Here is a 12600-nt window from a genome sequence, read left to right as displayed (position 1 = left end):
AGCGGCAGGCCGGTCTAACGGCTGGACGCGAAATCTCTCAGGTTCAGCGACAGAGTGGGGCGCTACAAGCGGAGCAATTCGCCGGGTAGCGGTCCAATTTGATTCGCACTTGTTCCCCGCAAGGGGGAAGAACCTGGAAGCCCAATGTCGGAACCTGCCACAGCCGTGGATTCCCTGAAGACGACGCCGCTGCACGCGCTCCATGTCGAATTGGGCGCGAAGATGGTGCCTTTTGCGGGGTACGACATGCCCGTCCAGTATCCTGCGGGCGTACTCGCCGAGCACCTGCAAACGCGCGACGCGGCAGGTCTTTTCGACGTGTCGCATATGGGGCAGGCCTGGCTTGAGGGGCCGGACCATGAGGCGGTCGCCGCCGCGCTTGAAACGCTTGTACCGGGCGACATTCGCGATCTCGCTCCCGGCGCCATCCGCTACACACTGCTGCTGAACGAAAAGGGCGGCATTCTCGACGACTTGATGGTGACGCGCACTGTGAAGGACGGGGTGCTTTTTCTCGTCGTGAACGCGGCCTGCAAGGATGCCGACTTCGCCCATATCGAAAAGCACCTGCCGGACGGCATACGGCTGAAGCGGATCGAGGACCGGGCGCTGATCGCGCTGCAGGGGCCGAAGGCGGCAGAGGTTTTTGCGCGCTTCGCCCCCGAAGCTGCGGAGCAGGCCTTCATGACCGGCCGGGAAATGAATGTTGCGGGGATCCCCTGCATCGTCAGCCGCTCCGGTTATACGGGCGAGGACGGCTATGAAGTCTCCCTGCCGGAACAGGAAGCCGTCGCGCTGACGAAGAAACTTCTGGCCGAGCCGGAAGTGGAGCCCATCGGCCTCGGCGCGCGTGATTCGCTGCGCCTCGAAGCGGGGCTCTGTCTTTACGGCCACGATATCGACGAAACGACGACGCCGGTCGAGGGCGCGCTGACCTGGACGATTTCAAAGCGCCGGCGCGAGGAGAGAAACTTCCCTGGCGCGAAGATCATTCTCGACCAGATCGCAAATGGGGCACCGAGGAAGCGCGTCGGGCTGCTGCCGGAAGGCAAGGCGCCCGCTCGCGAAGGCACGGAAATCACCGATGCATCGGGCAAGAAGATCGGCGTGGTGACGAGCGGCGGCTATGGGCCGAGCGTCGGTGGACCGATAGCAATGGGCTATGTCGAGACCGGCTCCGCAAAGACCGGTACCGGCATTGAACTGATGGTGCGAGGGAAAGGGCGTCCGGCGAAAGTCGCGGCGATGCCCTTTATCACGAAGCGTTTTCACAAAGCAGGCAAATAGGATTTGCTGCGGCTAACAGGAATCAGGGGATTGGCATGAGCGATATTCGCTTTACGGATCAGCATGAATGGGTGCGCGTCGACGGGGACATCGCGACCATCGGCATCAGCGATTATGCACAGGAACAACTCGGCGATGTCGTTTTCGTCGAACTGCCGGAAGTCGGCAAGGAACTGGCCGCGGGCGATGAAGCCGCGGTGGTCGAAAGCGTCAAGGCAGCGAGCGAGGTCTACTCGCCCGTGAGCGGCGAAATCGTCGATGTGAACGGCGACATCGAAGCGACGCCCGCAGGCGTCAACGAGGACGCGATGGGCGATGGCTGGTTCATCAAGCTGCGCCTCAGCAATCCCGGTGAACTCGACAAGCTGATGGACGAAGCCGCCTACAGCGAATTCGTGGAAGGCCTCCAGTAAGGCTTTCCCTGAACCAACCGCGATCCCCCGAAAGGACAATGCGATCATGCGCTATCTGCCCCTGACCGAAACCGACCGGCGCGAGATGCTGGGCGTCATCGGCGCGAAAAGCGTCGATGAACTGTTCCGCGACGTGCCGGAAAGCGCGCGTCGCGAGGGCCTTGTGGACTTGCCGCGCCGGAAAGGCGAACTCGAGGTCGAGCGCATCTTTTCTCGCATGGCCGCGAAGAACGTGGCGGCGGGCAGTGCCCCTTTCTTTGTAGGCGGCGGCGCCTATCGCCATCATGTTCCCGCCGCAGTGGATCACCTGATCCAGCGCTCGGAGTTCCTGACCTCATACACGCCCTATCAACCGGAGATCGCGCAGGGAACGCTGCAATATCTCTTCGAATTTCAGACCCAGGTCGCAATGATCACGGGCATGGATGTGGCGAATGCCTCCATGTATGACGCCTCGACGGGGTGCGGAGAGGCGGTGCTGATGGCGCATCGCGTAACGAAGCGGCGCAAGGCCGTTCTGTCGGGCACGCTGCATCCGCAATATTCGGCGGTGGTGAAGAACCTTTCCGACTTTGCGGGCTACAAGCTGGAAATCATGGCGCCGGCCCTGCCGGATACGGTTGAAGACATTATTTCTCACATCACCGACGAGACGAGCTGCGTCGTCGTGCAGACGCCGGGCTTCTTCGGCGAGCTTCATGACTTGCGTCCGATCGCGGAAGCGGCCCATGCGAAAGGCGCGCTGCTGATTGCCGTGGTGCCGGAAATCGTTTCGCTCGGCGCGGTTACGCCGCCCGGTGAAATGGGTGCCGACATTGTGGTCGCCGAAGGGCAATCCATCGGCAATGGCCTCAACTTCGGCGGGCCTTATGTCGGCCTCTTCGCCACGCGCGAAAAATACGTTCGGCAAATGCCGGGACGCCTTTGCGGAGAGACGGTCGACGCGGATGGCAAGCGCGGTTTCGTTTTGACGCTTTCGACACGCGAGCAGCATATCCGCCGCGAAAAGGCGACATCGAACATCTGCACCAATTCCGGTCTCTGCTGCCTTGCCTTCACCATCCACATGTCGCTGCTGGGCGAGGATGGATATGCACAGCTCGCCCGCATCAATCACGCGGCGGCGGTGAGCCTTGCCGAGAAGCTGGCGTCGGTGCCCGGTGTCGAAATTCTGAACAAGGCCTTCTTCAACGAATTCACCATGCGTCTGCCAAAGCCTGCGGCGGAAGTCGTCGATGCGCTGGCAGACAAGGGCGTGCTTGGCGGTGTGCCCGCATCGCGGCTGCTGCCCGGCGTAAAGGGGGTCGAAGACCTCCTCATTGTGGCGTCGACGGAGATCAATACGGATGCGGATCGCGCGGCCTATCAGGCGGCGCTGAAGGAGGTGCTCTAATGTCCGGCATGAACAAGCAGGGCCGTCCGACCTCGATCGGTGGTGGATCGGCCGAGGGGGCACGCGAGACCTTCACCGGCAACAAGGCATTGCAGGTTGAAGAGCCGCTCCTCTTTGAACTCGATAATCCGGGGGCTTGCGGCGTCGATCTCGACGAGCCGGCGGAGTTCACCTCGCATCTCGGTAATTTCGAACGGCAGGGCCAGATCGGACTGGCGCGCGTGTCCGAGCCGGAAGTGGTGCGCCACTTCGTGCGCCTTTCCTCGAAGAATTATTCCATCGATGCAGGGCTCTATCCGCTCGGCTCCTGCACGATGAAGCACAATCCGCGACTCAACGAGAAGGTGGCGCGTCTGCCGGGAATTGGCGACGTGCATCCGTTGCAGCCGCAGAAAACGGTGCAGGGCGCTCTTGAGCTGATGCATGAACTGTCGCACTGGCTGAAGGAGTTGACCGGCATGCCCGGCGTCGCGCTTTCGCCCAAGGCGGGCGCGCATGGCGAGCTTTGCGGCATGATGGCGATCCGCGCGGCATTGACCGCGCGGGGCGAGGGCGAACAGCGCACACGCGTACTCGTGCCGGAGTCGGCGCATGGCACCAATCCTGCCACTGCGGCTCTGCTCGGCTACAAGGTGGATGCGATCCCTGCGACGAAGGAAGGGCGCGTCGACCTCGAAGCTTTCAAATCGAAGCTCGGGCCGGATGTCGCGGCGATCATGCTGACCAATCCGAACACCTGCGGTCTCTTTGAACGCGACATTGTGGCAATCGCCGATGCCGTACATGAGGTGGGCGCCTATTTCTATTGCGATGGCGCGAACTTCAACGCCATCGTGGGACGTGTGCGTCCGGGCGATCTTGGCGTCGATGCGATGCACATCAACCTCCACAAGACCTTCTCGACGCCGCATGGCGGCGGCGGGCCGGGCGCCGGTCCCGTGGTCTTCTCGGAGGCACTCGCACCCTTCGCGCCGCTTCCCTATGTCGTGCATGACAAGGACGGGTTCCGCCTCGTCGAGACGGAAGACGAGGCAAGCGCGGACGGTACCCAGCCATTCGGCCGCATGACCGCTTTCCACGGTCAGATGGGGATGTTCGTTCGTGCGCTCTCTTATATGCTGAGCCACGGCTCGGACGGACTGCGCCAGGTTGCGGAAGATGCGGTGCTGAACGCGAACTATGTGCTGGCGTCGCTGAAAGACGATCTGTCGGCCCCCTTCGAAGGGCCTTGCATGCACGAGGCGCTGTTTGACGATCGCTTCCTGAAGGGCACGGGCATCGAGACGCTCGATTTCGCCAAGGCGATGATCGACGAGGGTTATCATCCGATGACCATGTATTTCCCGCTTGTTGTCCACGGGGCGCTGCTGATCGAGCCCACCGAAACGGAATCGAAGCAGGCCGTTGATCTCTTCATTGCAACGCTGAAGGATCTCGCCCGTGCGGCAAGATCGAACGACAAGGACCGCTTCACCGGCGCGCCCTATATGTCGCCGCGCCGCAGGCTCGACGAGACGGCGGCCGCTCGCAGGCCCGTGCTGCGCTGGGCACCGCCCGCTCCGGCCCAGGCAGCGGAATAGGATGGACGAGGCGCGGTTCATCGAGTTTGCACTCGCAAACGATGTGAACCGCGACATCCTCGTACGCCTGCCCGCGCTCGGCCTGCGCGATGCGTGGCTCGTTTCGGGGTCGCTCTTCCAGACGGCGTGGAACGTCCTGACGGATCGCCCGGCGGGCTACGGCATCAAGGATTACGACATCTTCTATTTCGACCCGGATACGAGCTGGGAAGCGGAGGATGCCGCGATCCGGCGTTGCGGCGATCTTTTTGCGGGCCTCGACGTGGAAATCGAGTTGCGCAATCAGGCCCGCGTTCATCTCTGGTACGAGGAAAAATTCGGCACGGCTTATCCGCCGCTGCGCTCCTCATGCGAGGGGATAGACCGCTTCCTCGCGCCCGCCTGCATGGTCGGCCTGCAGCCCGACGGAACGCTCTATGCGCCTTGTGGGCTCTCCGACATCGAGGCGATGACGATCCGGCCGAACCGCGTCGCGAATTTCAATGCCGGACGCTATGCCGAAAAGGCCGCCCGCTGGAAGGCTATGTGGCCGGAACTGACGGTTATCGCGCCCTAAGCCGCGAGAAGACGTTCCTGCAAAAAGGAGATGACGCGCTTCGCCGCTTCTCTGGTCGGTTCGCCGTCCTTGTCGACGAGATCCACGGTGAGGCAGCTATGCGGGCTGGGTGCGGGCGAGTCCGGGTTCGCGTCCTTGTCCTCAAGCTCGATCCCCTCGAAAGCGTCACCGAGTTCGCGCCGGAGCGTCTCGAATTTCTCCGGCGGCGACATCCGGTCGCCCTTGAAGCGGAGGCCAAGCACCTTGTCCCCCTTTGCGCAGCGATCCTTGACGCACTGGAACTCTTCCGGCGAGACGTGAAGCGCGGCCTTGCGTTCCGCCCCGAGCGGGAAGGGCATGGAAGGCTGCGAAAGGACCGGAGCCATAAGCGCAGGCTCCAGCATCATGGAAAGCGCGAAGTTCCCGGAGAAACACATGCCGACTGCGCCCACTCCCTTGCCACCCGCTTTCTCATGCGCGTGGCGGGCAAGCGCGCGCAGCCATATCGTCACCGGACTGGAGCTGTGGGAGGCGAGGATGTGGAATTCGCGGCTGATGCAGAGCTTCGCGATGGAGCGCGCAACATAGCCGATGGTGAGGGGAGGTCCGGCCTTGCCGATGAGCAGCGGCATGTAGACACGAAAGCCGGCATCGACCACCCAGTCCGCAAAGCGGATCACCTCCGGCGTTATCCCCGGTATCTCATGCATGACGATGACGGCGGGGCCTGAACCCCGCACATAGACCGGTTTCGTCACGCCCTCATGGGTGAAACGGGTCGCCTCGTATCTGTCGAGCATGATGCCTCCCCTGATCCCGTGCCTTATTGAACCGGAGGGGGGAGCGAAAAGGCAAACAAAAACCCCGCCCGGCCTGTTCGGCGGGGCGGGGGGTTCGAGAGCTTGCGTTTGCCCGATGCTGTTAGCGCAGTTTAGTGCAGCTTAGTGCAGCTTAGTGCAGCTTCGAGGCGAGATCGGCGATCGACTTCTCGATGATCTGCGCATCCTTTCCGGCATCGACTTTCTCGGCGATGACGCGGCGGGCGGCGCTGATGGCAACATCGGCGGCGGCCGAGCGGACATCGTTCACAGCCTGGGTCTCGGCCATGGAAATCTTGTCCTCGGCAAGCTTCGTGCGGCGTTCGACCTGCGCTTCCATATTCGCGCGGGTCTCCTTCGCAAGCTGCTCGGCCTCGGCCTTGGCCTGGGAGATGATATCCTCGGCTTCCTTCATCGCCTCGCGCTGCTTGCGCTGATAGGAGGCGAGGAGCTGTTGCGCTTCCTCACGCAGGCGGCGGGCTTCATCGAGTTCGGCCGCAATGTCGGCAGCACGCTTGTCGAGCGAGCTGGCCAGTGTGCGGTGAACCTTGAAGTAGCCAAGGATCGCGAAGAACGCGACAAGGCAGGCGAGGATCCAGAATTCGGCTGTAGCGAGCATGTGGGCTCGTCCTTCGCGTTACTTGAGTTCGGTGTCGACCGCCCGCTCGGCGGCGGCGGGGTCCGCCTCGCCGAGGAGCTGCGTGACGATGGCGCCCGCCACATCCACGGCAACGCTGCGCACATTGGCGAGAGCTGCGTCCCTTGTGGATGCGATCTGCTTTTCGGCTTCCGAAATCTTCTCGGCGAGCCGGGCCTCGATGGCCAGACGCTGCCTTTCGGTCTCCTCATGCAGGCGGTCGCGTGTTTCCTGCGCGATTTCGTGGGCCTTGGCACGGGCTTCCGCCAGCGCCTTTTCATAGGCCTCGATCGCTTCATCGGTCTGCCGCTTGAACTGCGCGGCCTGGTCGAGATCGTCTGCGATGCGGTCGCGGCGCTCTTCGAGCACCGTGGCGATGCGCGGCAGGGCCACGCGCGACATCAGGAAGTACAGAGCGAGAAAGCTCAGTACCAGCCAGACGATCTGGGACTCGAACGTAGTAGCGTCGAAAGGCGGAAAGCCTCCCGCATGTTCAGCGTCCGGGACATGGGTCTCGGCGATGAGTTCACTACCAGGTTCCTGAGCCATGGCTTCGGCGATCATGTAGGTCTCCGGTCAGGCAAAGTCGGCTGCCGCCGGCTGCCTCGCAAGGCAACCGGCTGGCCGATCCGTAAAAGGATCAGACGAAGAGCAGGATGAGCGCGACGAGCAGCGAGAAGATGCCCAGCGCTTCCGTCACGGCGAAGCCGAAAATCAGACGGGCGAACTGGCCATCGGCCGCCGACGGATTGCGCAGCGCGCCCGCCAGGTAGTTCGCGAAAATCTGGCCCACGCCGATGGCGGCGCCGCCCATGCCAAGGCACGCAATACCGGCGCCAATGAACTTCGCTGCTTCTGCTTCCATAGTTAGATGCTCCTTTTGGGGTCGTTTTGGAGAGTGGGAACGGCCACCGGAGCCGCCACCATTTCTGTTTAGGGACTTGGCGTCCGCCGACCGGGTCAGTGACCCGGGTGGAGGGCGTCGTGAAGATACATGCAGGTCAGGATCGTGAAGACATAGGCCTGCAACGCAGCGACGAGAAACTCGAGCGCTGTGAGGCAGACGATCATGAAGAGCGGCAGGATCATGCCCGCCCAGCCGACCACACCCATCGTCATGAAGGTGAGGACGAAGCCGGCAAACACCTTGAGCATGATGTGTCCGGCCAGCATGTTGGCGAAAAGACGGACGGAATGGCTGATCGGGCGCGAGAAATACGAAATGATCTCGATCGCGACCACGAGGGGAAGAAGCGCCATCGGTACGCCGCTCGGAACGAAAACCTTCAGGAACTTCGCGCCGTGGAGAATGAAGCCTGTCAGCGTCACGCCGACAAAGACGGTGCCCGCCAGCACAAAGGTGACGACGATGTGGCTTGTCACGGTGAAGGCGTAGGGGAACATCCCGATCATGTTCGCAAAGAAGATGAAGGCGAACAGCGAAAAGATGAACGGGAAGAAGCGCATCGCATCCTGGCCGGCATTGTCGCGGACCATGTTGGCGATGAAGGTGTAGAAGCTCTCCACCACCGACTGCATGCGGCCGGGTACCATCGCGCCCTTGCCCATGCCGAGCGTTGTGAAGACGGCGACGGCAACAACCGTGGCCACCATCCAGAAGCTCGCATTGGTGAAGGAGGCGTCAAGACCGCCGATATTGAGGGGAATGAGGGGCTGCACAACAAACTGGTGCAGGGGGTCGACGGGAAAACCGCCTCCGGATTGTTCGGCGCCTGTTGCCACTGGTATGCCTCAACCTCAGATTTAGTGCCGGACAGAGAGGCCGGCCGTTACGTCGCCGGGCTTAATGCCCGGATGGATCTTTTTTCTTCTCCGCCGCGGTCGCATTCATCGCCTGCGTCGCGCGAAGCACATTCTTTACGCCTGCTACCGTCCCGAGTCCGGTGAAAATCACCAGGAATATCGGCAGGGTGCCGAATAACCAGTCGAAGAACCAGCCGATGCCAGCCCCCATCAGAACGCCTGCAACGAGCTCGGAGGAGAGCCTCATGGCGACCCCCATATCGGAGGGTTTGCCCGTCGGTGCCGGCCTCGTTCCCTTTGCTTCCGTGCTGCGATGAGCATCGCGCGCAGTCGCTATACGCCGTTCCAGAAGATCGAGTTCTCTCTTCTGGGCGACCTTGTCGCCATCCGGGGGAGTGCCAGCTTCCTCGTTCCGTTTCAAAGCGAAGCTCCGCCGTCAGAAATGCTCTTTCAGAGCCCCGCCCCGGACCGAAGCCGCGCGCACCCTACTGTCAGGGTAATAACCTGTCAAGGACCGCTGGAGGGGGTGTAAGTCATTGAATTGACGCTATTTTTCAGCCGATTTCGCGGCTGCGGCATTCGGCCTCGCCGGGAGCGGACGGAGATGCCCCGGCGAGTCTCTGGAAGACATGAAAAAGACCCCCGCGAGAGGGGGCCTTTCCCTTGCGTCATGGCACTTGATGGCCTCGTCAGGAGGCCTCACGAAGCGTCTCGGCGACATCGAGATCGACCGAGACAAGGGTCGATACGCCGCGTTCCTGCATGGTCACGCCATAAAGGCGGTTCATGCGGGCCATGGTGAGCGCATGGTGAGTGATGATGAGGAAGCGGGTATCCGTGGTCCTCGTCATTTCTTCCATCAGGTCGCAGAACCGCTCGACATTGGCGTCGTCGAGCGGCGCGTCCACTTCGTCCAGCACGCAGATGGGCGAGGGATTGGTGAGGAATACCGCGAAAATGAGCGACATGGCGGTGAGCGCCTGTTCGCCACCCGACAGCAGCGACATAACCTGCAGGCGCTTGCCCGGTGGTCGCGCCATGATCTCGAGGCCGGCTTCCAGCGGATCTTCCGATTCGGTGAGCTTGAGATGGGCTTCGCCGCCGCCGAAGAGATGGGTGAAGAGACGCGAGAAATTCTCGTTCACCTTCTCGAAGGCTTCGAGCATGCGCTCACGGCCTTCGCGGTTGAGGCTGCCGATACCCTGACGAAGCTTGGCGATGGCACTGACGAGGTCTTCGCGTTCACCCGTCATGGTTTCGAGCTGCTCGGTGAGTTCACGCGATTCTTCTTCGGCGCGAAGGTTCACGCCGCCGAGGCTTTCGCGCTCGCGTTTCAGCCGTTCGAGCTTCGCGTCGATCTGGTCATGTTCGGGAAGCTCGGCGCCTTCTTCGAGGTTGGCCTGCGCAATCGCCGCTTCCGGCTCGCATTCAAGCACTTCGCGGATGCGTTCTTCCGATTCGGTGCGGCGCTGGCGTCCCCCGTCCACGAGCCCGTCGATGCGGGCGCGTTCTTCGCGCGCGGCTGAAAGCTGGTGCTGCACATCCTTGGAATGCTTGGCCGTTTCGGTGAGAACCTTTTCGGCCTGGGCCAGCTCATCCGCAGCCTGCGAACGGCCTGTTTCGGCCTCCGAGATATAGGTGAGAAGGGCATTCCGCTTTTGCTCGATTTCGGCGGGCACACCTTCAAGCGCCTTGAGTTCGGTTTCCGCCTCGGCCTTGCGTGTCTCCAGCGTGCCGATCTGGCGTTCGGCATTCGTTGCACGAAGCTGCCAGGCGTCGCGTTCTTGTGCGATGGCGGCAAGACGCCGCGCGCGCTGTTCGGCCTCGCGGCGAAGCCCCTCATGCTCGGCACGCGCTTCCGAAAGTTCGAGACGGAGGGCCGCCACCTTGTCGCGGAGCGCCGCCGCGCGGGCGCGCGGCTCTTCATCCGGCTTCAGGTTTTGCAGCGCGACTTCCGCTTCCTCAAGCGCCCGGCCCGCTTCGCCCTTGTCTCCCGACAGGCGTTCATCGGATTCCGCCAGCGCCGCAAGCCGCGAAAGCTGCGCCGAGGCGGCCCGCTCGGCCGAGGCCAGCGCATCGCGAATGCGGTTATTCTCACCCTGTGCCTCGCGAAGCGCGGCGCGGCGGGCCTGTTCTTCCTGCATCGCCTGTTCGGCGGCGACATGCGCAGCATCGAAAGCGTTGCGGGCTTCCGATGCCTTGCTGCGCGCTTCGGCAAGCTCGCCTTCGAGATCGGCGAGGCGATTGCGCTGTTCGAGACGGCGGGCGGAGGCGGTCGGTGCATCGGCTGCGGCGGTGTAGCCATCCCAGCGCCAGAGGGCACCTTCCTTGGTGACCAGCCGCTGGCCCGGCGCAAGCAGGGCATGCAGGCGCTCGCCATCTTCAACCGAAACCACAATACCGATCTGCGACAGGCGGCGCGCGAGAGAGTTCGGACCTTTCACGAAATAGGAAAGCGGGGTCGCACCTTCCGGCAGGGCCGGTGGCGTGTCGAAGGGCGGCAGGGCGCCCCAATGGATCGGCGCCGCCGCATCTTCCGGTACGCCAAGATCGTCGCCAAGCGCGGCGCCAAGCGCCGTTTCATAGCCATGTTCGACGGCGATGGCGTCAATTACGGGCGGCCAGAGGTCGCTTTCGCCGACGGAAAGCATGTCCGCAAGCGTCTTCGCCTCGGCAGCGAGGTCGCCCGCCGCGCGTTCGGCCTGCTGCATCGGCTCGCGCGCGGCCTTTTCGCGCTCCTGGGCGCCCCGCCGGGCCTCTTCCGCTTCGAGCGCGGCACGTTCCGCATCGCTTACCCGTTTTGCCGCCTCGTCGAGCTCGGCGGATTGCAAGGCAATCTGCGCCTTTTTTTCTTCGGCGTCCGACAAGGTCTCGCGTTCGCGCGCGATTTCGGCGAGCTGACGCTCCAGCTTCTCGATGCGCTGGCGGCCCGCCTCGATGGTGCGCACAAGGCTCGTGCGCTCGGCGCTGAGGGCCGCGATTTCCTGATTGAGCTGGTCGAGCTCCTGCTCGGTCGCATCGAGCGAGACGCGGTTTTCCTCGACGCGGGCCTGCGCGGCGGCCTGAGCCTCCGCCTGACCTTCCTCGGCGCCCTTGAGTTCCTGCGATTCTGCGTCGAGCCGCGACATCGCGCCCTGCGTATCCTCGATCAGATGCCGTTCGCGGCCGAGATCCTGCCCGATCTGCTCAAGACGCGCGGTGAGGCGGGAGGCCTGCTCTCTGGCGCGCGCCTCCTCGGCATCGAGATTGTCGCGCTCGACGGTGAGGCGATGGAGGCGCGCCGCGGCTTCGGCTTCCTTTTCGCGCAGCGGCGGCAGGCGGTCGGCCGCTTCGGCTTCAAGCGTCGTCGCGGCGGCAGCTTCGCGGGTCAGTTCGGTAACGCGGACATCCGTCTCTGCGAGCTTTTCTTCCGACTGCTTGAGCGAGGTCACGGCCTGCGTCCAGCGCAGATGGAGGAGGATCGCCTCCGTCTCGCGGATCTGGCCCGAAAGATTGCGATAGCGCACGGCCTGCCGTGCCTGACGCTTGAGGCTGGCGAGCTGGGATTCGACCTGCGCGACCACATCGTCGAGGCGGGTGAGGTTCGTTTCCGCGGCTTTCAGCCGGAGTTCGGCTTCGTGGCGGCGCGTATAGAGGCCGGTAATCCCCGCCGCCTCTTCCAGAATGCGGCGCCGGTTGATCGGCTTGGAGGAAATGAGCTGCGCGATCTGGCCCTGCCGCACGAGAGCGGGGGAGTGCGCGCCGGTCGAGGCATCGGCAAACAGAAGCTGCACGTCGCGGGCACGGACTTCGCGGCCATTGATGCGATAGGTCGAGCCCTGTTCGCGCTCGATCTTGCGCGAAACCTCGATCACCTCGCAGTCATTATAGGCGGCGGGCGCCGAGCGGTCGCCATTGTCGATATAGAGGACAACTTCCGCATGATTGCGGGCGGGACGGCCCGCCGTGCCTGCGAAAATCACGTCTTCCATGCCCGAGCCGCGCATGTTCTTGAACGAGTTCTCGCCCATGACCCAGCGCATGGCTTCGAGCAGGTTCGACTTGCCGCAGCCATTGGGACCGACGACGCCCGTCAGGCCCGGCTCGATGATGAGATCGGTCGAGTCGACGAAGGATTTGAAACCTGAAAGCCGGAGGCGATTGAACTTCACTGTCTGTCTCGATCTTGCTGGG

Annotated in this window: 12 protein-coding genes; 5 read left to right on the top strand and 7 right to left on the bottom strand. The window is 63.1% G+C overall.

Annotation, left to right across the window (positions count from 1 at the left end):
* Positions 1–144: 144 nt before the first annotated feature.
* Genes gcvT through ABJO61_RS08000 form a run of 5 tightly spaced genes read left to right on the top strand, consistent with a single transcriptional unit; the run spans position 145 to position 5229 of the window.
* On the top strand, positions 145–1287 hold the full coding sequence (gcvT, locus tag ABJO61_RS08020) for a glycine cleavage system aminomethyltransferase GcvT (protein ID WP_348323023.1): 1143 nt from the start codon (positions 145–147) through the stop codon (positions 1285–1287).
* Between the two features lie 35 nt (positions 1288–1322).
* Positions 1323–1700 (top strand): glycine cleavage system protein GcvH, encoded by a 378-nt coding sequence (gene gcvH, locus ABJO61_RS08015; RefSeq protein WP_348323024.1) that lies wholly within the window; start codon positions 1323–1325, stop codon positions 1698–1700.
* Positions 1701–1746: 46 nt separating this feature from the next.
* On the top strand, positions 1747–3093 hold the full coding sequence (gcvPA, locus tag ABJO61_RS08010) for an aminomethyl-transferring glycine dehydrogenase subunit GcvPA (RefSeq protein WP_348323025.1): 1347 nt from the start codon (positions 1747–1749) through the stop codon (positions 3091–3093).
* Between the two features lie 8 nt (positions 3094–3101).
* Entirely contained in the window at positions 3102–4673 is a 1572-nt protein-coding gene (gene gcvPB / locus ABJO61_RS08005) for an aminomethyl-transferring glycine dehydrogenase subunit GcvPB (protein WP_348323033.1), read from the top strand.
* A gap of 1 nt (position 4674) precedes the next feature.
* Positions 4675–5229 carry a nucleotidyltransferase family protein gene (locus tag ABJO61_RS08000; RefSeq protein ID WP_348323026.1) on the top strand — a complete coding sequence of 185 codons (555 nt, stop codon included), beginning with the start codon at positions 4675–4677 and terminating at the stop codon, positions 5227–5229.
* Here the strand turns inward: ABJO61_RS08000 and ABJO61_RS07995 are convergent.
* The 7 genes from ABJO61_RS07995 to ABJO61_RS07965 all read right to left on the bottom strand — a co-directional run bounded on the left by ABJO61_RS07995 (position 5226) and on the right by ABJO61_RS07965 (position 12578).
* Complete coding sequence (locus tag ABJO61_RS07995; RefSeq protein ID WP_348323027.1) at positions 5226–6008, bottom strand: dienelactone hydrolase family protein; 783 nt, start codon at positions 6006–6008, stop codon at positions 5226–5228. The two genes, ABJO61_RS08000 and ABJO61_RS07995, sit on opposite strands and share 4 nt — an antisense overlap.
* A gap of 151 nt (positions 6009–6159) precedes the next feature.
* A complete protein-coding gene (locus ABJO61_RS07990) occupies positions 6160–6645 on the bottom strand; it encodes an ATP F0F1 synthase subunit B (protein WP_348323028.1) in 486 nt (161 codons plus the stop codon).
* A gap of 18 nt (positions 6646–6663) precedes the next feature.
* The gene (locus ABJO61_RS07985; RefSeq protein ID WP_348323029.1) at positions 6664–7227 is read right to left on the bottom strand and encodes a F0F1 ATP synthase subunit B; all 564 of its coding nucleotides are present in this window, start codon (positions 7225–7227) and stop codon (positions 6664–6666) included.
* 76 nt (positions 7228–7303) lie between these two features.
* Positions 7304–7528 (bottom strand): F0F1 ATP synthase subunit C, encoded by a 225-nt coding sequence (locus ABJO61_RS07980; RefSeq protein WP_293336657.1) that lies wholly within the window; start codon positions 7526–7528, stop codon positions 7304–7306.
* A 95-nt stretch (positions 7529–7623) separates the two neighbouring features.
* Positions 7624–8406, bottom strand: a complete 783-nt coding sequence (locus ABJO61_RS07975; RefSeq protein ID WP_348323030.1) for a F0F1 ATP synthase subunit A — start codon at positions 8404–8406, stop codon at positions 7624–7626.
* Between the two features lie 61 nt (positions 8407–8467).
* The gene (locus tag ABJO61_RS07970; protein ID WP_348323031.1) at positions 8468–8848 is read right to left on the bottom strand and encodes an AtpZ/AtpI family protein; all 381 of its coding nucleotides are present in this window, start codon (positions 8846–8848) and stop codon (positions 8468–8470) included.
* 268 nt (positions 8849–9116) lie between these two features.
* Positions 9117–12578 (bottom strand): AAA family ATPase, encoded by a 3462-nt coding sequence (locus tag ABJO61_RS07965; protein ID WP_348330958.1) that lies wholly within the window; start codon positions 12576–12578, stop codon positions 9117–9119.
* Positions 12579–12600 lie beyond the last annotated feature (22 nt).

The organism is Parvibaculum sp., assembly GCF_039973015.1.
GTDB lineage: Bacteria > Pseudomonadota > Alphaproteobacteria > Parvibaculales > Parvibaculaceae > Parvibaculum.
This window is presented reverse-complemented; position numbering and strand designations above follow the sequence as displayed.